At 42.1% G+C, this 23,821-nt stretch carries 20 protein-coding genes; 10 read left to right on the top strand and 10 right to left on the bottom strand.

All coding sequences use genetic code 11. The annotated features are described in order from the left end of the window. Positions 1 to 23: 23 nt before the first annotated feature. Entirely contained in the window at positions 24 to 263 is a 240-nt protein-coding gene (locus B0182_RS03015) for a DUF2798 domain-containing protein (RefSeq protein ID WP_078273528.1), read from the bottom strand. Between the two features lie 360 nt (positions 264 to 623). Continuing rightward, positions 624 to 1,703, bottom strand: coding sequence for a peptide chain release factor 1 (gene prfA, locus B0182_RS03005; protein ID WP_078273526.1), 1,080 nt, complete (start codon positions 1,701 to 1,703; stop codon positions 624 to 626). Positions 1,704 to 1,853: 150 nt separating this feature from the next. Here prfA and B0182_RS03000 point away from each other — a divergent pair, with 150 nt between their 5' ends. Further along, complete coding sequence (locus tag B0182_RS03000; protein WP_244893636.1) at positions 1,854 to 6,797, top strand: type ISP restriction/modification enzyme; 4,944 nt, start codon at positions 1,854 to 1,856, stop codon at positions 6,795 to 6,797. Between the two features lie 50 nt (positions 6,798 to 6,847). Here B0182_RS03000 and trmA read toward each other — a convergent pair whose 3' ends face one another. Continuing rightward, on the bottom strand, positions 6,848 to 7,981 hold the full coding sequence (gene trmA / locus B0182_RS02995; RefSeq protein ID WP_078273538.1) for a tRNA (uridine(54)-C5)-methyltransferase TrmA: 1,134 nt from the start codon (positions 7,979 to 7,981) through the stop codon (positions 6,848 to 6,850). A 57-nt stretch (positions 7,982 to 8,038) separates the two neighbouring features. Between trmA and B0182_RS02990 the strand changes: the two genes are divergently transcribed. Beyond that, complete coding sequence (locus tag B0182_RS02990) at positions 8,039 to 8,605, top strand: AAA family ATPase (RefSeq protein ID WP_078273525.1); 567 nt, start codon at positions 8,039 to 8,041, stop codon at positions 8,603 to 8,605. Positions 8,606 to 8,675: 70 nt separating this feature from the next. Here the strand turns inward: B0182_RS02990 and B0182_RS02985 are convergent, their stop codons facing one another. After that, positions 8,676 to 9,821: a beta-ketoacyl-ACP synthase III gene (locus tag B0182_RS02985; RefSeq protein ID WP_078273524.1), complete on the bottom strand. Its 1,146-nt coding sequence runs from the start codon at positions 9,819 to 9,821 to the stop codon at positions 8,676 to 8,678. A gap of 206 nt (positions 9,822 to 10,027) precedes the next feature. Here B0182_RS02985 and B0182_RS02980 point away from each other — a divergent pair, with 206 nt between their 5' ends. From B0182_RS02980 to dusA, 3 genes are all read left to right on the top strand, one after another. Further along, positions 10,028 to 11,422, top strand: coding sequence for a DUF3482 domain-containing protein (locus B0182_RS02980; RefSeq protein ID WP_078273523.1), 1,395 nt, complete (start codon positions 10,028 to 10,030; stop codon positions 11,420 to 11,422). 61 nt (positions 11,423 to 11,483) lie between these two features. Continuing rightward, positions 11,484 to 12,059, top strand: a complete 576-nt coding sequence (locus tag B0182_RS02975; RefSeq protein WP_078273522.1) for a GNAT family N-acetyltransferase — start codon at positions 11,484 to 11,486, stop codon at positions 12,057 to 12,059. Between the two features lie 62 nt (positions 12,060 to 12,121). Beyond that, the gene (gene dusA, locus B0182_RS02970) at positions 12,122 to 13,093 is read left to right on the top strand and encodes a tRNA dihydrouridine(20/20a) synthase DusA (protein ID WP_078273537.1); all 972 of its coding nucleotides are present in this window, start codon (positions 12,122 to 12,124) and stop codon (positions 13,091 to 13,093) included. Positions 13,094 to 13,124: 31 nt separating this feature from the next. Here dusA and B0182_RS02965 read toward each other — a convergent pair whose 3' ends face one another. The 4 genes from B0182_RS02965 to B0182_RS02950 all read right to left on the bottom strand — a co-directional run bounded on the left by B0182_RS02965 (position 13,125) and on the right by B0182_RS02950 (position 15,923). Then, a complete protein-coding gene (locus B0182_RS02965) occupies positions 13,125 to 14,144 on the bottom strand; it encodes a WG repeat-containing protein (protein ID WP_078273521.1) in 1,020 nt (339 codons plus the stop codon). Positions 14,145 to 14,152: 8 nt separating this feature from the next. Continuing rightward, positions 14,153 to 14,548 (bottom strand): WG repeat-containing protein, encoded by a 396-nt coding sequence (locus tag B0182_RS02960; protein ID WP_078273520.1) that lies wholly within the window; start codon positions 14,546 to 14,548, stop codon positions 14,153 to 14,155. Positions 14,549 to 14,563: 15 nt separating this feature from the next. Further along, entirely contained in the window at positions 14,564 to 14,941 is a 378-nt protein-coding gene (locus B0182_RS02955) for a WG repeat-containing protein (RefSeq protein WP_158079608.1), read from the bottom strand. 187 nt (positions 14,942 to 15,128) lie between these two features. Continuing rightward, positions 15,129 to 15,923 (bottom strand): cytochrome C assembly family protein, encoded by a 795-nt coding sequence (locus B0182_RS02950; RefSeq protein ID WP_208624087.1) that lies wholly within the window; start codon positions 15,921 to 15,923, stop codon positions 15,129 to 15,131. 110 nt (positions 15,924 to 16,033) lie between these two features. Between B0182_RS02950 and ffh the strand changes: the two genes are divergently transcribed. The 4 genes from ffh (at position 16,034) to B0182_RS02935 (ending at position 18,854) form a co-directional block, all read left to right on the top strand. Further along, positions 16,034 to 17,587, top strand: a complete 1,554-nt coding sequence (gene ffh, locus B0182_RS02945) for a signal recognition particle protein (RefSeq protein ID WP_029102218.1) — start codon at positions 16,034 to 16,036, stop codon at positions 17,585 to 17,587. 296 nt (positions 17,588 to 17,883) lie between these two features. Continuing rightward, entirely contained in the window at positions 17,884 to 18,339 is a 456-nt protein-coding gene (locus B0182_RS15090; protein WP_264676240.1) for a LysE family transporter, read from the top strand. Beyond that, complete coding sequence (locus tag B0182_RS15085; protein WP_264676239.1) at positions 18,312 to 18,473, top strand: LysE family translocator; 162 nt, start codon at positions 18,312 to 18,314, stop codon at positions 18,471 to 18,473. Before B0182_RS15090 ends, B0182_RS15085 begins: the two co-directional genes overlap by 28 nt. Positions 18,474 to 18,482: 9 nt before the next feature. Continuing rightward, a complete protein-coding gene (locus B0182_RS02935; RefSeq protein WP_078273518.1) occupies positions 18,483 to 18,854 on the top strand; it encodes a hypothetical protein in 372 nt (123 codons plus the stop codon). Positions 18,855 to 18,899: 45 nt separating this feature from the next. Here the strand turns inward: B0182_RS02935 and B0182_RS02930 are convergent, their stop codons facing one another. Both B0182_RS02930 and B0182_RS02925 read right to left on the bottom strand, forming a co-directional pair. Continuing rightward, positions 18,900 to 21,065: a malate synthase G gene (locus B0182_RS02930; protein WP_078273517.1), complete on the bottom strand. Its 2,166-nt coding sequence runs from the start codon at positions 21,063 to 21,065 to the stop codon at positions 18,900 to 18,902. A 196-nt stretch (positions 21,066 to 21,261) separates the two neighbouring features. Then, a complete protein-coding gene (locus tag B0182_RS02925) occupies positions 21,262 to 22,860 on the bottom strand; it encodes an isocitrate lyase (RefSeq protein WP_078273516.1) in 1,599 nt (532 codons plus the stop codon). A gap of 421 nt (positions 22,861 to 23,281) precedes the next feature. Here B0182_RS02925 and B0182_RS02920 point away from each other — a divergent pair, with 421 nt between their 5' ends. Beyond that, positions 23,282 to 23,737 (top strand): chorismate--pyruvate lyase family protein, encoded by a 456-nt coding sequence (locus B0182_RS02920; RefSeq protein ID WP_078273515.1) that lies wholly within the window; start codon positions 23,282 to 23,284, stop codon positions 23,735 to 23,737. Positions 23,738 to 23,821 lie beyond the last annotated feature (84 nt).

Genomic DNA, 23,821 nt, shown 5'->3' with positions numbered 1-23,821 from the left:
AAAAATTTTCAATTAAAAAAATGCTATTTTTTAATTGTCAAGTCCACAAGCTTCATCACCAATGGACGCACCACCGTAACACAACAAAAGACAATGGGAAAAGAAATCACATACGCCCCAAACACTCGCACCATATAATTACCGCCAAAGCCTGTATTAAACGCCACAAGCACGAGCGACATTAAAAACGCCATAATACCCGACATATAAAAAGCAAAGACAAATGGGGTAAATTTGGCAGGAATAAAGCCTTTTATTTTCATTAACTCTCTTTACTTTTCCAAATTGTTCTTGGTAAAAAATATAATAAAGACAGTATTGTGCCTATCGAAAATGCCAATACCATAATCGCAAAAACAATCTCTGAAATCTTGCGAGACAGTTCCAATTTTTTCTTTGCACCAATAGCAAGCAATAAATGCAAAACAAACAAAGGGCTATATCCAACCATTATTAACATCAAATTTTTTAAAAAAACCAACAGGTTCTGAATTTTCATTAGGAACTACACTTAAAAAATAAGCAACCAATCCAAAAAAATATAAAATAAAAAATCATTAAACCAATATGTACTCGCATTAGTCTTAAATGATTGTTATTAAAAGTACTTTCCCATTTTTTCATCATTCCCCACCAATACTCGCCATCAAATCTACCTGATGCTCTCTTAATAAGCTATCCAATAATTCGCCTAAATCTCCTTCCATAATTGCATCTAATTTATAAAGGGTCAAGTTAATTCTATGGTCGGTCATTCGCCCTTGTGGAAAATTATAGGTACGAATGCGTTCGGAGCGGTCGCCAGAGCCGACAAGGATTCGTCTCATATCGCTGGTTTGGTCAATTTGGGCTTGGACTTTGGCTTGTTGAATTTTGGCAACCAGCATTTTCATCGCCTTGTCTTTGTTGGCGTGCTGAGAGCGTTCTTGTTGGCACTCGGCAACCACGCCTGTGGGAATATGCGTGATTCGCACCGCAGAATCGGTGGTATTGACGTGCTGACCGCCCGCCCCACTTGAACGATAAGTGTCAATCCGCAGGTCGGCAGGGTTAATCTCAACCGTGTCGTCAATCTCAACTTCTGGCATTACCGCCACCGTGCAAGCGGACGTATGCACCCGCCCTTGGCTTTCGGTGGCTGGCACACGTTGCACCCGATGAGCCCCGCTTTCAAATTTGAGTCGTCCATACACGCCCACGCCCGAGACACGGCTGATGATTTCTTTATAACCACCGTGTTCGCCCTCATTGGCGGACAATACTTCCACCTGCCAGCCCTGCGACTGGGCGTATTTTTGGTACATGCGAAACAAATCGCCCGAAAAAATCGCCGCTTCATCGCCCCCCGTTCCTGCCCGAATTTCCAAAAATGCCGTTGCCTTGTCGTTGGGGTCTTTGGGGAGCATTGCGACATTTAGGGTTTCGGTCAGTTCGTCAATTTTGGATTTTGCCGTTTCAATCTCATCTTGTGCCAGCTCTTTCATGTCAGGGTCGGCAAGCATTTCGTTTGCGGTCGCCAAATCTTCTTCGGCTTGGCAAAACTTCCCCCAAGCATCCACAAGCTCGGACAAATCGCTATGTTCCACCGACAAAGCACGGAATTTTTTGCTGTCAGAAATGGTGTCAGGGTCGGACAACAGGGCGGTAACTTCTTCAAATCTGTCCGCCATTTGGTCTAGGCGGTGGCGTAGGGATTCTTTCATGATGATGATTTAATTCTTTTAAATAAAACAGGCTATTTTGCCATATTTTTAAAATTTTTGCATTAAGTTTTACCAATTTATTGGCAATTTTATCAATCGCAACCCCCCTTTCTTTTATCACTAAAAATCTGTTAAAATGGAGAAATTTTCTTGATATATACAGTAGGACTGCAAAATGACCAACCAACCAACCAACCAACCAACCAACCAACCAACCAACCAACCAAAACATTATCGGACATTTTAGAGCAATATCAAGCACTTTCTCACACTCAGCGTGAAAAAGGCACTTATTTTGAACGCTTGTGCATTGATTATCTTAGCACCGAAAATCATTACAAAATCCTTTATGATACCGTACTTCCCTTTACCGAATGGGTAAGCCAGCACAAACCCGATTTCCCCAAAACTGATACAGGCATAGACCTTGTCGCCATTGGCAAGGACAGCACATTAACCGCCATTCAATGCAAAAATTATTCAGCTGATTATCGCATTGCCAAATCCGACATTGACAGCTTTTTTACCGCTTCTGGCAAAAATGATTTTTCTTATCGTCTGATTATTACCACCACTGACCATTGGTCAGACAATGCCGAAAAATCCCTTGAAAACCAAAGCATTCCCGTAAATATCATTAACCGTTCTGACCTTGAAAACAGCGTCATTGACTGGGCAAAATACACCCCCAACCGCACGCCCATTCTCCACGCCAAAAAATCGCTACGCCCCCACCAACAACAAGCCCTAGCTGATGTTACCAAAGGTTTTCTTAATGCCAATCGTGGCAAGCTCATTATGGCGTGTGGCACAGGCAAAACTTTTACTTCTCTAAAAATCGCCGAAAATCTGGCTGGGGCTGGCAAATTGGTGCTTTTTTGTGTGCCAAGCCTATCCTTATTATCCCAATCTTTGAGCGAATGGACACAACAAAGCAATATTCCCATTCACGCCTTTGCCGTCTGTTCAGATAACGATGTTGGCAAACAAAAAAGCGATGATGTGTTACAAACCCAATTACACGAACTACAATACCCTGCCACCACCAACGCCCAAAAATTAGCCGAAAAATTAAACAACCGCAAAGACAATGATACAGTAATGACGGTTATTTTTAGTACCTATCATTCCATTGAAGTTATTCATCAAGCCCAACAATTAGGCTTAAAAGAATTTGATTTGATTATTTGTGATGAAGCCCATCGCACCACAGGGGCAACTTTTGAAAATAATGACGAAAGCCATTTTGTTAAAATTCATCATAATGATTTTATTAAAGCACAAAAACGCCTGTATATGACCGCCACCCCAAGAATATATAGCGATAAAGCCAAAAATGTTGAAGGCGTAGAAGCTGTTTATTCTATGGATAATGAAGAATATTATGGCAAAATTTTTCATACCATCAGTTTTAGCAGTGCAGTCAATCAAGATTTGTTGGTGGATTATAAAGTTTTGGTATTAGCCATATCCGAAAGTCATATTAACCGCCGATTAGAAAAATTATTAAATGATGATAAAAACGAATATAAAGTTGATGATGTTGCCAAAATCATCGGCTGTTGGAAAGCTTTATCAAAATATGGTGTAGAAACAGAATTAGCCGATGATTATAACCCAATGAAACGAGCGGTTGCCTTTTGTCAAGTGATTGACAAATATACAGGCAAACATAAAGTCAGTTCAAAAACCATTAGTGGTATGTTTAATGAAGTGGTAAGTGCTTATCAAGCCCAAGAAATCAAACTACTAAAAGAAAAACATAAAACAGATGAAATAACATTAAACCCATCATTGCAATTAAACTGTGAAGCCAACCATATAGATGGCTCAATGAACGCCAGCCAAAAGGTAAATAAAATCAACTGGCTAAAAGAAAATACCCCAGATAATACTTGCCGAATACTTTCTAATGTTCGTTGTCTATCCGAAGGCGTTGATGTGCCTGCATTGGACGCTGTTTTATTTTTGTCCGCTCGTAATTCACAAATTGATGTGGTGCAATCGGTAGGACGAGTAATGCGAAAAGCCCCCAACAAAAAGCGGGGTTATGTGATTTTGCCAATCGTTATTCCAGCTGGCGTAGAACCGCACGAAGCCCTTGACAACAACGAAAATTACAAAGTGGTTTGGCAGGTACTAAATGCCTTGCGTTCACACGATGATAGATTTGATGCCATACTCAATAAATTAGAATTTGGAGCAAGTAAAGATAAAATTGAAATTATTGATGTTACCAATAATATTAGCAAAAAATCCACAAGCAATAAAAAAACCACTCGTGGCAAATCCACCATTGGTCAAAAAGAGAATAAGCCAGCAGTACAAGGCGAATTGGATTTTAATATCACCGATATTGAGCGAGCGTTAATCGCCAAAATCGTCAAAAAATGTGGCAATCGTAAAAATTGGCAAGAATGGGCAGAGAATATTGCCAAAATTGCAAATACTCATACAGACCGTATTAAAGCGATATTAGAAAATAAAGAAAATACCGCTCAAATCCAAGCATTTAATCAATTTGCAGGTCAGCTTCGCAACGATTTAAATACAGCAACCACCGATAACGATGCGATTGAAATGTTATCACAACATTTGATTACCAAGCCAATTTTTGATGCATTATTTGATGACCCAGAATTTACCAAAAAAAATCCAATGTCTGTGGCATTGGATAAAGTCATCAATGCCCTAGCATTAACCAACATTTCTGATAAAGAAACCAAAGAATTAAATGAGTTTTATCACGCCATCGCCATTCGTGTCAGCGGTATTAAAGAACCTACTCATCGCCAAAAGATTATCAAAGAATTGTATGATAATTTCTTTAATAAAGCCTTTCCAAAATTGTCCGAAAAAATGGGTATTGTCTATACACCGATAGAAGTGGTAGATTTTATTATTCATTCTATTGAACATATTTTAAAAACCGAGTTTAAGGCAAGTCTTAGTGATGATGGCGTACAAATCATTGACCCATTTACAGGCACAGGGACTTTTATTACACGACTGCTACAAAGCGGTATTATTGATAACAAAAATCTACCCATAAAATACAGCCAAATCCACGCCAATGAAATGCTATTATTGGCTTATTATATCGCTACTATCAATATTGAAAGCGTGTATCATAGTATAATGGTTGATAAATTGGGCATTATTGATGACTATAAACCCTTTACAGGCATTTGTTTGGCAGATACTTTTGCGATGTATGAAAATGACTTAATTACATTAAGCGACAACAGCGAACGCCAAAAACGCCAAAAAGAATTGGACATTACTGTGATTATGGGCAATCCACCTTATTCTGTTGGTAAAAAAAGTGCCAATGATAGTATTGAAAATATGAAATATCCAGTATTAGATAGTCGTATTGAGAATAGCTATGCAAAATATTCAAATACTACCCTAAAAAAGTCTTTGTATAATAGTTATGTTAGAGCAATTCGTTGGGCAAGTGATAGAATTGGAAATAATGGTGTTATTGGATTTGTTACAAGTGCTGGATTTATTGATAGTAAAGCACATAGCGGACTAAGAAAATGCCTATCCGATGAGTTTAGCAGTCTATATGTTTTTCATTTACGGGGTAATGCCAACACTTCTGGTGAACTCAGAAGAAAAGAAAAAGATAATGTATTTGGTAATAATGATAAAGATAAAGGGTCAATTAAAGAACCTGTCGCCATATCAGTTTTGGTAAAAAATAAAAAATCATCAAAAAATGGTAATATTTATTTTTATGATATTGGCGATTATTTAAGTCGTGATGAAAAATTATCAATAATCAATGAATTTAAATCCATTGATGGGATTAAACACTGGAAAACAATTATTCCAGATGAATTTAATGACTGGATAAATCATCGCAATACCGATTTTGATAAATATATTTCAATGTATGAAAACGGTAAATTGAATATATTTTTAGATTATTCTAATGGTATTGCAACAAGTCGTGATAAATGGGTTTATAATAGCTCAAAAACAAACCTATTAAATCAAATGAAGTTGTGTATTAGTTTTTACAATTCAGAATTAGAAAAACATGTATCAAGTAACGGTGATTACACTTTAAATTTAGACGAAAAAAGAATTAGTTGGAGTGATAACACCAAAAAATTCATTCAAAGACATTTAAATTCAAAATTTAATATAAGTGTTTTAAGAAAAGCCTTGTATAGACCATTTTTTTACCAAAATGTTTATTTTGATAAGTTTTGGATTGAAAGAACCTTAAATAACAAAATTTATCCAAAAGCGGAGTGCGAAAATTTAGTAATATGTTTATCGTTAGCCAACAAGAAAGATTTTTCTACTATCATAACAAATACAATCCCAGATTATCACTTAATTGGCGATACAAAATGCTTCCCATTGCATATTTACGAACCCAACAACAATGGCGATTATACCCAAAAATCCGCCATTAGTGATGAAGCCTTAGCTCATTTTAAAGAATTTTATAATGGTGCAGAAATTAGTAAAGAATGCATCTTTTATTATATTTATGGATTACTCCATAGCACCGATTACCGTGAACGCTATGCCGATAATTTATCCAAGCAGTTGCCACGCATTCCACGAGTCAAATCGCTAGATGACTTTTTGGCATTTGAAAAAGCAGGGCGAGCATTGGCGAATTTGCATTTGAATTATGAAAGCGTGATGATGTATGATAATGTGAAATTACAAGGCGGTATTGGTATTGATAATGACAAAATAACTGGCGGTGATGACGATGATTTTTATGTAACCAAAATGAAATTTGCCAAGCGTAAAAATCCACAAACAGGCAAAAATGAAGATGATAAAACGGTAATTATTTATAATGATAATTATACTGTAAGCAATATCCCATTACAAGCCTATGATTATATCGTCAATGGCAAATCAGGGGTAGAATGGGTAATGGAACGCCAGTCCATTAAAACCGATAAAGCCAGTGGTATCACCAATAATGCCAATGATTGGGCAATAGAGACGATGAATAATGCTCATTATCCCTTAGAGTTATTACTTCGTGTCATAACGGTAAGTATTGAGAGTATGAATATCGTGAATAATTTGCCCAGTCTTGTGATTGAGTAATACAATAAAAAGCGGATAAAATATTTATCCGCTTTTATACTTTTTGAGTTTTATTTTTTACTAAGCCACACCCCACTTTCTATATGGTGCGTATAGGGAAATTGGTCAAATAAGGCAAAGCGTTTTATTTCGTGGGTATGATTTAAAAATTTCAAGTTTTCAAATAAAGTATCAGGATTGCATGAAACATAAATGATATTGTCAAAATTTGCCAAAATCTTTAAGGTTTCATCATCAATCCCTGCTCGTGGCGGGTCGACAAAGACGGTATTAAAGTCATAAGATTTAATATCAATATCACTCTCGGCAAGTCTTCTAAATTCACGCTCGCCATTATGAGCTTGGCTAAATTCTTGGGCGGATAAGCGAGCAATGGCGATATTGGCGATTTTATTATAATCAATCGCCCATTTGGCAGAATTGACCGATGATTTTGCCATTTCGGTTGCCAGAACTTGATTAAAATATTTAGATAACGGCAAGGTAAAATTACCATTACCACAATATAGTTCTAACAAATCTTTTTTATTATGTTGGCTAATATTATCCGCCACATCACAGGCAAAGTTTAGCATATGACGGCACACATGAGCATTAGGCTGACTAAATCCACCTTCTATTTGTTGATAATAAAAATCTTGGGACTGCCCTTTTATATCCACGCTCATTTTTTCAATGACAAAATCATCACCTAATACCAATTTTTGCCCACGACTTCGCCCAATGAGTTTAATTTTTAATTTATCCGCCAATGAATTTGCCAATGCTTGCCAGTTTTCATCTAATTTTTTATGATAAATGAGCGTAACGAGCATTTGCCCATGTAAGGTATTTAAAAAATCAATTTGAAATAATTTATCTTTTAATAAGCTGTTTTGTTTTAATTCATTTAATAAAACAGGCATCAGCTCGTTAATAGCACGACTGGCAATGGCAAAATCGGTAATCTCAATCACCTTTTTTGATTTACCGTCTCGCTCAAACATCGCATAAAACATATCGTCCGCCCCGTCTCGCTCGGTATGCCAAATTCTAAATTCGGCACGCTGGCGAAAATGACTTATCGGTGATTCATAGACTTCTAAGGCAGGCGGATTAAACGGGGCGAATTGGGTGCTAATGCGGTCAATTTTGGCGGATAATTGGGCGTGGTAATCATCGTGCGTAAAGGCGGTGTGTATCATAATATGGCTAATGTCAAATAAAACCGCCATTTTATAAAAATATTCGCCAAAAAGCAAATGGCACGCTATAATAGCCTATTTACCCATCAAATCATTCTGCTCAAAATGACCGTCAAAAAAATCCTGCTTATCGGTGCCGAATGCACTGGCAAATCCACGCTCGCCCAAGCCCTAGCGGACAAATACAACACCACTTACACGCCTGAATACCTGCGTACCTACCTAGAGCAAAAGCCAACAGGTCATGTCTGCACCTTTGATGATTTAACGCCCATCTCACAAGGACAAATGGACAGCGAGAAGCATGCGGTTGCCACTGCCCATCGCTATTGTTTTATCGATACGTCATTATTACTACTACATATTTATAGTCAGCATTATTTTAATAAAACGCCTGATATTATTTTGGATAATTTAAATAACCAATATGATTTGATTTTAGTAACCGATGAGATTGGCATTACATGGATAGATGATGGCATGAGAGATTTACCCAATGGGCGACAGCAAATGCGACAAACGATTATTAAAGAATTAGAAAACCGCCAATTAACTTATCACGCCATTTCGGGAAATTTGGAAAATAGAATAAAACAAGTTGGGGAATTATTAAAAAATCTTTAATTTTATGAATTTTAATAACAATAAAAAGAGCGAAAATCATCCGCTCTTTTTATTATATCAATGATTTTTATCACACCTTCTTAACAATCACCGAACCAATCGAATACCCTGCCCCAAACGAGCAAATTACCGCCAAATCACCGCTGGCAATGCCATCTTGACAACGATGAAACGCAATCATCGGACTTGCTGAACTGGTATTGCCAAACTCATCAATGACAATCGGAGCAAGTGATTTGTCAGCATCTTTACCCATGACGGTACGCAAAATCAAATCAATCATGTTAATGTTAGCTTGGTGTAACCACAGTTTTTTGACTTTATCGGTGCTGATGTTATTTTCTGCCAAATGCGTGCTGATAATCTCGGACACTTTGGGGCAGACTTCACGGAATACTTTACGCCCTTCTTGTAAGAATAATTTATCGGTAACAGGCTCGTCTAGGTCAGGATACATGGATGTTTTGGCGTGCAAAAATTCACTTCTATCCATAAAGCCAAATTCGTTTTTGATGTTAGTTGAAAACTCTGTCCACAGCTTGCTATCTAGCACTTCATAGCCTTTTGGCGTATCGGTCTCTTCGATGATGGTCGCCGCCGCCACATCGCCAAAGATGAAATGACTATCACGGTTACGCCAGTTGAGATGAGCGGACGTAATCTCGACATTGACCACGGCAATGCGTTTGGCGACACCGCCTTTTATCATACCGACCGCTTGGGCGATACCAAAAGTCGCCGCACTACACGCCACGTTGGTATCAAAGGCAAATCCGCCCACCATACCCACCGCATGCTGAATCTCAATGGCAATGGCGGGATAGACACGCTGAAAGTTGGAGCAAGCACAGATAATCCCGTCCAAATCTTTGCCTTCTAAGCCAGCATTAGCTAAGGCTTGATTGAGTGCGTCCGTCCCCATCTCTGCCATGATAGACAGCTCTTCGCCAAGTTTGCGAGCAGGGAAAATTGGTGCCATGATGTTCGGGTCTAAAATACCTTTTTTATCAATGACATAGCGAGACTTAATGCCTGACGCTTTTTCGATAAATTCTACGGTAGAATGCTGTAAAGCGACCTTTTCGCCAGATTCAATGGCTTGGGCGTGGGCTTCATTATAGTTATCCACATAAGTGTTAAATGTCGCTACCAACTCTTCGTTGGTGATTTTGTCTTTGGGAATGTGTAGCCCTGTGGCGGTGATGCAAATGGTCATAGATACTCCGCTTTTGCCTTATGTATTATGTTGTGTTTGAAAAATTTAGTTACAAATTTATTTGCCTAGTTTAACACATTTTTTCATAAAAAACAGCATACATTTGTAGTCTTTTATTAAAAGTAAATTGCCATCAGTCATCATCTGACTATCATTCTTTTGCCATTTATTTTATAATAAAAGCCAATTTATCACGACCGTTCATTATGTCACACCAACCTGCCACGCCCATCAAGCTCATCGTCATCGGACACACCAATGTCGGCAAAACATCACTCATGCGAACCTTGCTCCGAGATGGTGAATTTGGCGAAGTCAAAAATGCATCCGCCACCACCCGCCATGTCGAAGCCGTCACGCTCTATGCCAACGATGGCAAGCCCTTGGTTGTCCTGTATGACACCCCCGGCTTAGAAGACGGCTCGGGCGTGATGGATTTTTTGCATGAACACACCGACGGGCGAGCCGATGGCGTGGAGCGATTGCAAGCTTTTTTAAGGGCGGTTGCAAGCAGTGACCCCAAACTGAGCTATGATTATAGTCAAGAAGCCAAAGTCATTAACGCCCTACTCTCTGCCGATGTCGCCATTTATGTCGTGGACGTGCGTGAGCCTGTGCTGTCCAAATACAAGGACGAGCTGGCGATTTTGGCAAGCTCGGGCGTGCCTGTGTTGCCTGTATTTAACTTCATCAAAGATGAGCGGGCAAACTTCGATGACTGGCGTGAGACCCTATCACGGCGGGCGTTGCATGCTTATCAGTCCTTTGATACCATCGCTTTTGACTTTGCCAACGAGATGACGTTATGGGACAACCTAGGCACACTCACTCATCATCCTGCCTTTGCCATCTTAAAGCACGAACGCACCGAACTATGGCAAGACATGGCGGAGATGGGCAGTTTGGTGATTGCTGATTTTCTCGTTAATGTGGCAAGTTTTCACAAAAAAATCGGGGGAGATGACGACCCCACACCCACTCTCACCACCATGCAACACGCCACCCGTCAAGCCTTTGACATCATGCAACAAAAGCTGTTGGATTTGTATAAATTTTATCATGTACAGACCGAGCATGGCGAATTTGCCGTCACGGGTGCCGAGCAGGATATTTTTGACAGTGAACTGCTTGCCCGTTATGGCATTCGCACCGCCAGTGGTAGCATGGCAGGCATGATAGTTGGGGCAGGCATTGACGTGGCGACCCTTGGGGCAAGTCTGGGGTTAGGCACCGCCATCGGGGGCGTGCTTGGTGGACTACTACCTAACAGCGGTACCATTAAGGACAAAGCGATGGGCGTTAAGACCCTGACCATCAACAATGAAACGCTTGCCCTGCTCGCCATCCAAAGCCAAAACCTGCATTACACCTTACGCCACCTAGGGCATGCTAGCCTTGACATCATCAGCACTCATCATCATGACACGCTGGTGTGGCAAGCAGGCAAGCTCCCCACGCCGCTTAAAAAAGCTCGTGCCTATCCACATTATAGCAGTCTGGACGGGCGTTATGATGACAAAAAAGCCGTCCGCTCCGAGCTATCGGACAAGCTCAGCGACATCCTGCTGACCCATCTGGGCAACATGGAAAAATCACGCTAACGCCACGCCTGCCCTATCGGCGACACTCATTGCCATAACACCAACACACCAAGGACATATCATGACCGCATCTGCCCCAACTATCCGCACCGATGACATCCGCCTACGCCAAGCCGACATCAGCGACGCTCAAGCTTTGGTCACGCTTCTAAACCGCTGTTACCGCAACGATGAAGGCTGGACAAACGAAAGTCAGCTTATCAGCGGTATTCGCACCACCTTAGCCGAGATAGAAAAGACCATCACCGCCGATGGGTCGTATGTCTTCGTGTTTGAGCCAGAGCTTGATAGTGGCAAGCAAATCTTGGCATGTATCGGAATGCAGTTTACCACCATGCACGACAAAAATGTCGCCTACATCGGCACCTTTGCCGTCTCGCCCGAACTCCAAGGCAAAGGCGTGGGCAACACCCTACTGACAGCGGTCGAGACCTTTGCAGGGCGACACGCCACACGCCACGCCTTAGACGGCTGTGCCATGTCCATCCTATCGCACCGCCCCGAACTGCTCGCCTACTATGAACGGCGTGGTTATCAGCTCACGGGCGAGAGCATGCCCTTTCCTGATGACGGTAATAATGGCAAACCCAAACGAGATGATCTGGCGTTACATTGGTTATTCAAAGCCATACCCTAAAACCATAAATGCATAAAACAACCGTGAACCATCTGCCCAATACAACCACAAGATTTTACCAAATGATTGATTTTAAAGATAATAAACGCATTAGCCTTGCCCCGATGATAGATTGGACGACAGCCGATTTTCGCTATTTTGCACGGCTGTTTAACCGACACATACATTTGTACACCGAAATGATAAGCACGAGTGCCATTTTAAAGGGAGATACGGAGTATATTTTGCGATATAATGACAGCGAACACCCTGTCGCATTACAGCTTGGTGGGTCAAATCCTAACGATATGGCACAATGCGTACAGATTGCCGACAAGATGGGTTATGATGAATTTAACATCAACGTGGGTTGTCCGTCCGACCGTGTTCAGCACAACAAAATCGGGGCATGCCTTATGGCAGAGCCAAAACTGGTGGCGGACATGGTGCGTGCGATGAAAGACAGTACGGATAAGCCCGTTACCATCAAGCACCGTATTGGCATTGACACGTTTGACAGTTATGAGTTTATGCGTGATTTTGTGGGGACTGTGGCGGAGGCTGGCTGTACGCACTTTATCGCTCATGCTCGTATCGCATGGCTCAACGGCTTATCCCCCAAAGAAAACCGAGAAATTCCGCCCCTACGCTACGATGATATTTACCGCCTAAAAACAGAATTTCCCCATCTGTTTATAGAAATCAATGGCGGTGTGGACAATTTTGATGACATCAAAATCCACCTAACCCATGTGGACGGCGTGATGATAGGACGGGCGTTTTATCATAATCCCATGCTCATGGGGGCGTGCAATGAACTGTGGGGCGAGCCTATCCCAACGCACCGTGAAATCCTAGAAAATCTCTACCTTTATCTTGAAAAACGAGCCGAGCAAGGGGCGAATTTGGCGACCTTGACACGGCATTATCTGGGACTATTTCAGGGCTTGACGGGAGCAAGAAAATGGCGACAAGATTTGAGCGGTAAGCGAAATCTCACCGTGGACGACATCAAGCAAGCAGGCGAGAGCGTACTTAGCCAAAATGGGCTGTGATGATACACATCGCCTAGCCGTTACCTAGCCATTACCTATTTGTCAATATCTTGCCTGCCTTATTTATGGTAATGGTCTCATCATTAAGATACATCTCTTCGGTCGCCCCATCTGACTGCGTGATGAAGTCGTATTTGACAGGGAAAATCTCCTTACCCGTGGTATCAAGCAGTCCATAGTACTGCTTATCGCCGATTTGCTTTGCCACTCTTATTGTTGTCGCCCCAAAACTTGACAAGTCATCGAACTCAATCTGGGTCAATGCCACGCCCTTTTTATCCACCAAGCCATACTTATGATAACCATCGATTAATGTGCTCACGCCAATCGCCCCATTATCCAAAATCCATAAACCGTCATGCACAGGAGCAATGATTTCTTGGTAATGCTCATCAAGCACGCCCCATTTTCCTTGTCTTAAAACAGGTATCATGCCATATTTTAACTCATCCATGTCATCATATATGAATTTGGTCAAAGGCTTATTTTGTTCATTGATTAACGCCCACTTATCATCTTTTTGAACCGCCCATAGCGTTGGCGTGATAAATTCAATCTTTTGATAATCAAAACCCGTCATGGCTTTGTCATATTGATACAATGCCACTTTATCATCCTTTTTGACAATAAAAAATGGCATGTCAGGCGAATAAATATCATCAAAATCAAAAGGCAATAGCACATTCATGTTTTTATCAATCACGCCTGCATGATGTTTATTTTTTAAAATATAATAATCAGACATAACCTTACCATGATAGGTTTTATCAATTTGATAATCAGGCTCAAATATCAGCCTGCCTTGATTGTCAATGATACCATATCTCTCATCATCTATTAGCATGGCTTCATCTTGATTTAAACACTTATTTTTTACTTCAAAATAATTAGCGTTTAATACAAATATGTCATCAAAGCGATGAAAAGGGACGATTTCTTTTAATTCGTGATTAACCAATGCCGTTGGATAGCCTTCTTCATTTGTCAAAGTTGCGATGTATATGGGGTGGTTGTTATCATCATAAAGGTCAGATGAGCGGTATAGTCTCATCTCCTTTTTTAAAATATCGCCATTAAAATTGCAATAAAAATATCATCACCCAAGGTTAATATAAAATAATGCTCATCCACATATTCGATATTATCGTATTTTATGGGAATGACAATATTACCCATGCGGTCAATCGCACCTTCTTTATCATTTTTAGTGACAACATTTAGCCCATGTTCAAAACCCTCAACATAATCATAATCCTGATAATCAATGGCAAGCTCTCCTTCTTTATTGACATAGCCAAACCTGCCATCCTTTTTAACCATATAAAGCCCCTCATTAAAAACCACCCCCATTGATGAGACATCTTTTGGCACATCAAATACCCTACTGCCTTTTTCATCGATAAAATAAACATCAAGACCTTTATCATCCGCTCTTTTTTGTACAACCCAAGCCAAACCTTCTCCAAACCCCTAAGCATCATCATAGATAAAATCAATGACCGTTTCGCCTTGTTGATTGATATAGCCAAATTTACCATTTGATTTGACTAAGATAAGATTATCATCTTTTTCAAAGATGCCGATATGTTCATACTTAAAAGGCAGTTTTATGCGACCGTCTTTATCAATCAATCCTGTTTTACCATTCATAACCATGTCAATCCCTCTATCATACTCATCATATAATAAATCCACCTTAGCAAATAAAACATTGCCCTGTTTATCTATGACACTATAATATTCATAATCGTGATTGCGTTCAATGAGATTGCCAACACAGCGAAAATCGGTTATGGGTTCATCCAAGGGCTTTTCATAAATACAGTGAGAATAGGCAGGCATTGCCATACATAAACCAATAATGATACAGAGTGATTTTTTATCATGATTCATCCTTTTTTGGTGTAATATTTATTTAAATGTTTGGCGTTGTTGATAAATTATGCCTTAGATAGGCTTGTAGGGACAAATTGCAATTTGCCCTGTGATAAAAGATTGGTTTTTGGATGAATAAATTACCCCCATATAACCCAATTTATTTTAAAATCAGCTCCAACACCACCTTTGACCCCACAAACCCAATGGCAAGCAGGATAAAGCCATAAATGGCAAAATTGGAAGCTTTTTTACCCCGCCAGCCAAAACGGTAATGCCCCGCAATGAACACCCCGAACACGAGCCACGACAGCACACTAAACACGAGCTTATGTGCCACATGCTGAGCCATGATGTCATAAGTGGTCACAAGCCCAAGCCCAATGGCGACACTTAAAATCACAAAACCCATGAGTATCATGTCAAACAGCAGGCTCTCCATGCTCTGCAAAGACGGCAGTTTGGCAACCCAAAAGCGGTGTATCGTCTGGTGCTTTAATTCACGGATTTGTAGTCGCAAAATCACCGCTTGCACGCACGCCATCAGTAGCACGCAGTACGCCCCAAACGACAGCAGGATGTGCGTTTGTAGACCCATGTTCATGTCAGTAATCGGCTGATACGGGGCTTGTCCAAACTCACCAAAACTCATGCCAATAATGGCGGTCGGCACGGCAAGCACGCCTAGGCTCAAAATGGGGCGATACAGACTAAACAGCACAAAAAAGATAAGGCAAAACAGCCCCGTTAGACTAAGGACGTTAAAAATGTTAAAATTAAGCCCATAGAGCGTGATGATTTGTGGGGCGAGTATCACGCCATGCAAGATGATGGCGATGATTAGGGCGGATAACGTGGCGGTCTTAAAAATTGGCTTATTTTTAACCAAAGCGTGATACAGATGAAGCCCCACTCCTGCATAAATCATCACGCCAATCAGGTATAAAACGAACACAACCACCCCTTTATCATAAAATTGGTACAAAATATGCAATAATAATAGCATAATTTTTAAATTTAGCATAAAATAACCCAAATTTTTCTATTAATTTTTTGGAACTCATCATGTTTGACACCTTAACCGAACGACTCTCTGGCACACTTCATAAACTGGCAGGTCAAAGCACCCTGACCGAAGACAACATCAAAGACACCTTGCGTGAAGTGCGTATGGCACTCCTAGAAGCGGACGTGGCACTGCCTGTGGCTCGTGATTTTGTCGCCAAAGTCAAAGAACAAGCCCTCGGGCAAGAAGTGCTAAAAGAACTCGCCCCTGGTCAAGCCTTTGTCAAAATCGTCTATGACGAGCTGACCGAGATGATGGGTTCGGCAAACCAAGGCTTAGAGATGACAGGCAAACCGCCTGTGGTCTATCTACTGGCAGGCTTGCAAGGGGCAGGTAAGACCACCACCGCAGGTAAACTTGCCAAGTTCCTACAAGACAAACAAAAGAAAAAAGTCATGCTCGTGTCAGCAGACGTGTATCGCCCTGCCGCGATTAATCAGCTTGAATTTGTCGCAGGGCAAGTGGGGGCAATGTTCGTGCCATCGAGCGTGAACGAGAATCCGATTGACATCGCTCATCGTGCCATCGAACAAGCCAAAATCCAGTTTGCTGATATTCTCATCATCGACACCGCAGGTCGCCTTGCCATTGATGAAGCGATGATGACCGAAATCAAAGAGCTAACCGCTGCCGTCAATCCTACCGAGACCTTGTTTGTCGTGGACTCAATGACTGGTCAAGACGCCGCCAACACCGCCAAAGCCTTTAACGACGCTCTGCCCCTAACAGGCGTGATTTTGACCAAAACAGACGGTGACGCTCGTGGCGGCGCCGCTTTGTCCGTGCGTGTGATTACTGGCAAGCCCATTAAATTTTTGGGTCGTGGCGAAAAACTAGAAGCCTTGGAGCTGTTCCACCCCGAGCGTATCGCCCAGCGTATTTTGGGCATGGGGGACGTGTTGTCATTGGTTGAAGAAGTTGAAAACAAAATCGACCGTGACAAAGCCGAACGCATGGCGAAAAAAATCCAAAAAGGCGGTGAGTTTGACTTAGAAGACTTATTGACCCAGTTCCAACAGATGAAAAACATGGGGGGCATGGCAGGATTTTTGGACAAAATGCCAGGCATGAGCGGGGCAAACATCCAAGACGCACTCGCCCAAGCCAAACCCGAAGAGAAAGTCAAAGAAATGGAAGCACTCATTCACTCCATGACACCCTTTGAACGCCAAAATCCCGACAAAATCACCCCTAGCCGTAAACGTCGCATCGCCGCAGGTTCGGGCAAACAAATCCAAGACGTTAATGCCCTGCTAAAACAACACAAGCAGATGGCAAAAATGATGAAAATGATTAGTCGCCCCGATGGCATCGAGAAAATGATGAAAGCGGTGCAAGGGCTGACTCGTGGCATGTCTGGCGGTGGTGGCGGTCCTTTGTTTGGTGGCAACAAGCAACAAGAATTTGCCAAAATGACCAGTGACATTCATGAGATGGGTGTAGACCCCAGCACCATCAATCTGGGCATGAGTGAAGAGCAAGTTCGCCAAAAAATGAACGAGTTACAAAATGCCAGTAATGCGATGGGCGGTAAGTTTAAAAAGCGTTTTTAGTCTTGCCTGGGGCGTGTTGAATGTTGGTATTTGCATAATTAAGCGGTCGGATAGCCATTTTTCATGCAAAAATTGACAAAACAATAAGTTTTATCTTATTTTTATAAAATGTTATCAATGTTCAGCACGCCCCAATACACACACAAAAAACCAAAAAATGAACCAATCCAAATCTTAGACACAAGATCAAAGGTTAGGTTGGTAAAGCCAGCTGTATCCACTAAAGACTAAGTTTTGTGTAATTGTTCTTTAATTCACAACTTCACAGAACTTAGTCTTCTACCTTGCTGACGTAATTGTCATCATTCAAACAGTCTTACTGCCTATCGATGTCGGCAAGTCAAGGTAGGCGGGCGGGCATGGGGGCGATGTCGGGGATTTTGGTGGGCGATAGTTTGCTGATTTTGGCGACCGTCTTTTGGGCAGGGGCGTTATTAAAACTCTATCCTGCGGTGTTTGATGTCATCAAGCTCATCGGTGGGTGCTATCTAGCGTATCTAGTACGGCTTATCATTGGGGCGTATCACACCTTTAAAAATCGCCATGCCATTGCCAATAAAAGTTTTAATCCGCCCAAAGTCCAATGGCACAATCACTTTTACCGCTTGTCATCACTTAGTCTTACCAACCCCAAGGCGATTTTATTTTTCTTATCGTTTTTTGTGCAATTTGTCCGCCCTGATTATGATAAGCCGTTTTTGACCTTTTTATTTTGGCGGTCATTTTGCAAATTGTCAGCTTTTTATATTTGACCTTGCTGATTTTTAGTGGCAAAAAACTGGCGGATACTTTTGGCTCTCGCCCCATTATCATGACTTTGGCGATGGTGGGGGTGGGGTGTTTGTTTATTGGCTTTGGCGTGAATTTGTGGCTGGCGAAGTTGTAAGGCATATTGATGATAATATTTTCTATCTTCTTAACCATTTTTTTAATAACATCACCCTCATTTATTGTCATTAAAATTGCAAACCGTCGAAAAATACCTATATGGATAGCATGGATATTATCAATTATATTGGTATGGCTTTTGATTGTTTTTATGGCAGAATTTTTTCATTATCAAAAAACCATTTATTTGAATAGTTTTGATTTAGATGATGATGGTTTTTTTAGTGGTGATGAAATTACACCGGAACAACAACAAGCCATGCAGAGAGTTTCTAACGATACAGGTCGAGCACTAGCACCCATTACAGGAGCAATATTCTCATTTATTTACAACTGCGTGTTATTTGGTATTTATGCAATCTTTAAAAAATCTAGGTAATAAAAACCCCAAACTATGACAGCTTGGGGTTTTTATCACAAGCGATTAATCGCCCTGATAACCTTTCAACTTCAAACGAGCTTTGTGCAGTAGCGGCTCGGTATAACCACTCGGCTCGGTCGCTCCCTTAAAGATAAGGTCGGCGGCGGCGTGAAAGGCAATGTTATTGTCAAAATCAGCCGACATCGGACGATAGGCAGGGTCGTCTTTGTTTTGCTCGTCCACGACTTTTGCCATGCGTTTTAGGGTGTCCCAGACTTCATCGGCAGTTACGATACCGTGAGCCAGCCAGTTGGCGACGTGCTGAGATGAGATACGCAAGGTGGCACGGTCTTCCATCAGCCCCACGTTGTTGATGTCAGGCACTTTGGAACAGCCCACGCCCAAATCTACCCAACGCACGACATAGCCCAAAATGCCTTGGCAGTTGTTTTCAAGTTCACGGCGTTTTTCGTCCGCTGTCCAATTTGTATCGGTGGCAAGAGGAATGGTCAAAAGGTCATCAAGGCTAGGCGTGTCAAGGCGTGCAAGCTCTTCTTGGCGGTTCATGACATTGCATTTGTGATAATGAATGGCGTGAATCACCGCACCGCTTGGAGACGGTACCCATGCACAGTTTGCCCCTGCTTGGGGGTGTTCAATCTTGGTGCGATACATCTCGGCAAGTTCATCAGGCTTAGGCCACATGCCTTTACCGATTTGGGCTTTGCCACGCAGTCCTGCTTTTAGACCGATTGAGACGTTACGCTCTTCATACGCCCCAAACCACGTCTGTCCCTTAATCTCGCCCTTACGCACAAACGCCCCTGCGTGCATGGCGGTGTGAATCTCATCGCCTGTTCTGTCCATAAAGCCTGTGTTAATAAAAATCGTCCGCTCACGAACTTGGGCGATACAGTTTTTAAGGTTGGCGGACGTTCTACGCTCTTCGTCCATGATGCCCATTTTTAGGCTATTTCTGGGTAAGCCAATAGCTTCTTCGGCACGAGAGAACAGCTCCACGGCAAACGCCACTTCATCCGAGCCATGCATTTTTGGCTTAACGATATACATGGAGCCTGTGCGAGAGTTACGCAAGGTGTTCTCGCCACGAATGTCAATGGCGGTCAGCATTGGCGTGATAAGAGCGTCCATAATCCCCTCAAAAATCTCTTCGCCACCCACCAAAATCGCAGGGTTGGTCATCAAATGTCCAACATTACGCAAAAGTAGCACCGAACGCCCGTGTAGGGTTTGGCTGTTGCCATTTAGGTCGGTAAAGGTGCGGTCGGGGTTTAGGGTGCGGGTAATGGTTTTGCCATTTTTCTCCACTTGCTCAGACAAATCGCCTTTCATAAGACCCAGCCAGTTGCGATAGCCTTCTACCTTTTCTTCGGCATCTACCGCCGCCACGGAGTCTTCTAAGTCTTGAATGGTGGTAACCGCCGATTCTAAAATCACATCTTTGACGCCTGCTTTGTCATCTTTGCCAATCAAATGCTCACGGTCAATCTGAACGATGGCGTGTAGGCCATTGTTTTTTAAGATAATTTCGCTTGGGTTGTCTGCTGTGCCGTTAAAGCCTGCCAGTTTTTCAGCGTTTTGCAAAGTAGTGGTTTTATCGCCAATTTTGGCGGATAATCTACCATTGTCAATCGCATAAGTTGTTACATCAGCGTGCGAACCTTCTACCAATGGGAAAGTTTCATCAAGGAAATTTTTGGCAAATGCAATGACCTTCGCCCCCCGTACAGGGTTATAGCCTTTGCCTTTTTCTGCACCGTCTGCCTCGCTGATGACATCAAAGCCATACAAGGCATCATAAAGCGAACCCCAACGAGCATTGCCAGCATTTAGGGCATAGCGGGCGTTTCGTACAGGCACAACCAATTGAGCCCCTGCGATGGTGGCGATTTCATCATCGACATTTTCGGTGGCGATAGAAAAGTCCGCCACTTCTGGTTCAAGATAACCAATGTCGGTTAAAAATTGTTTGTACGCACCCAGCTCATAAGTGTTGTTTTTGTGCCAAGCGTCAATTTGAGCTTGAAACTCATCGCGTTTGGCAAGTAGGGCTTTGTTTTTTGGGGTGAGGTCAAGCACCACTTGCTCAAAGTTTTTCCAATAAGTGTCGCTATCTAGCTTTGCCACAGGTAGGGCTTCATTTTCAATAAAATCAAATAAGATTTTGTCAATCGCCAAAGAGCCTTTTTGAATGCGAGTTGTTGCCATTGTTTTGTCCTTAAAATAAAAATGAAATTTGATAAAAACCGTTCGTGGTGAGCGTGTCGAACCATAACGGTTTTCTTTCACCCTTCGACAAGCTCAGGGCGAACGGAAAACCAATATCAGTTAGCTTCCATTTAACAAAAACGGTGTTCTACTTTGACAGTAAAACACCGTTTTCACGCTTAGGATTTAGCGAGAATTAACCGCCAAATTGGTTCATGGTGTTTTTGCTCGCATCGCCAGCTTTCAACGCATTTTCGCCAGAGAAAATCTCTTTGTGGTCATCGCCAATGTCCGAGCCTGCCATGGCTTGGTGTTTCACGCAAGCGATACCGCCACGGATTTCTTTACGCTGAACGCCTGCCACATACGCAAGCATACCTTCATCACCAAAATAACCTTTTGCCAACTCGTGTGTAGATAGAGCGGCGGTGTGGTAAGTCGGTAGCGTGATGAGGTGGTGGAAAACACCTGCTTCACGGGCAGCGTCCGCTTGGAAAGTACGGATTTTTTTGTCCGCATCACGAGCAAGCTCGCTGTCGTCATATTGAGCATCCATCAGCTTATCACGCTCGTAGCCTGATACGTCTTTACCTTCGGCAACCCAACGGTCGTAGGCTTGCTGACGGAAGTTGATTGTCCAGTTAAATGACGGAGAGTTGTTGTACACCAATTTAGCATCTGGCACTTGTTTTTTGATGTCATTAACAAAACTTGCAATGCCTGCCACGTCTGGGGTTGGGGTCTCAATCCAAATCATGTCCGCACCGTTTTGGAGCGAAGTTACGCAGTCAAGGACAACACGGTCGTGCTGTGTGCCTTCACGGAACTGATACAGACCTGATGGCAAGCGAGTTGGGCGGTGTAGTTTACCGTTACGCTTGATAAGGATTTCATCTTCTTTGGCGTCCGCGATGTCAATCTCGGTGGTTTCTAGGTAGCTGATGTATTTGCTCGCCAAATCACCGGGTTCACGGCTTACAGGGATTTTTTGGGTAAGGTCGGCACCTTCTGAGTCGGTACGGGCAACAATCACACCCTCGTCCACGCCAAGCTCTAAGAAGGCATAACGCACGGCATTGATTTTCGCCAAAAAGTCTTCGTGTGGTACGGTAACTTTACCAGCTTGGTGTCCGCACTGCTTGGCATCTGATACTTGGTTTTCAATTTGAATGGCGCACGCCCCTGCTTCAATCATTTGTTTGGTCAGTAGGTAGGTGGCTTCTTCGTTACCAAAACCTGCATCAATGTCAGCGATGATTGGCACAACGTGGGTTTCAAAATTGTCAATTTGAGCTTCGATTTCTTTAACTTTTGCAGTATCTCCTGCTTGTTCTGCTTTTTGCAACGCACGGAACAAATCGTTTAGCTCTTTGGCGTCTGCTTGGCGTAAGAAAGTGTAAATCTCTTCAATGAGCTTTGGCACGGCAGTTTTTTCGTGCATGGATTGGTCAGGCAGTGGACCAAACTCAGAGCGTAGGGCGGCAACCATCCAGCCTGATAGGTAGATGTAGCGTTTGTTGGTAGTGCCGAAGTATTTTTTGTTGGCAATCATTTTTTGTTGGGCGATAAATCCATGCCAACAGCCTAGCGACTGGGTGTATTTAGAATTGTCAGCATCGTACTCTGCCATGTCACGACGCATGATGGCAGCGGTGTATTTGGCAATGTCAAGACCAGTTTTAAAGCGGTTTTGGACAATCATGCGAGCGGCATCTTCTGGGCGGATAGCGTCCCAAGTGCCTCCGAGTTTTTCTTTAACTTTGCGAACGTGTTCTAGGGCGGATTGGTAAGTCATGAGAATTTTCCTTAAAGTTCATGGGTCTAGGACCGTGAATGACAAAACTGCCAACTTATGAAAAAGCAATGCAAAACCATCTGTATTGCTCGTTTGTTTTTCATGTGCCTAGCATACCCAAAAGTTTGGCATTTATCCAATAGCCTGCTTAAATTGTCATTATTTTTTTAAAAAATGATGTTGGATTTTTCATTATAAAAATTGATGATAATTAAGACAAGCAAAGTGATAACCCTCTGAAAAGTAAGGTGATTTTCTCAAAATGTGGTGTATAAATTATCTTGATGATAATGTTTGATTTTTTATAAAAATTTTTTGAAAAATCTGCCAAATTGTAACAAAACATCTCAAAAACCACCCCATCTCGCCCCCACTATTGTCATTTTATGCTAAAATTTGCCAAATTTCACACTATTTTATCATGACCACACCACCCACCACCTTAGCCCCTTATCTATATTCTCACGGCTCGCTCACCACCTTATTAGAACAGCGAGCAGGGCAAGCCTTGCATGTCAATGTGGTGCGTGAATCGTATCAAGTCATTGATTTTACCACCAAAAAACTCTTAGGACTGCCCATCCACCGCTCTGCCCTTGCGTGGGTGCGTGAAGTGGAGCTTTATGGCAATGATGATAAAGCATGGGTGCGTGCCAAAAGTGTATTTCCCTTGACAAGCCTAGTCGGTAATGCCAAACGCCTACGCCATTTAAAACGCACACCAATTGGCTATGTCATGTTTAAGCACAACAAAAACTTGCCCCATACTCGCACTTACTTTTTTAATAATAAGCATTGGGGGCGAAATACGGTCTATGATTGGCAAGGGCGAGCAGTGTTAGTGCAGGAGATGTTTTTAACAGATTTTTTAAATTGATAATCGACTAATATCTTGGTATGATTTTGGTCTATTTATCATCTCTGATACCAAAATACCCCTGCCATTTTAGGTAAAATATGA

This window comes from Moraxella bovis (genome assembly GCF_002014975.1).
GTDB lineage: Bacteria > Pseudomonadota > Gammaproteobacteria > Pseudomonadales > Moraxellaceae > Moraxella > Moraxella bovis.
This window is presented reverse-complemented; position numbering and strand designations above follow the sequence as displayed.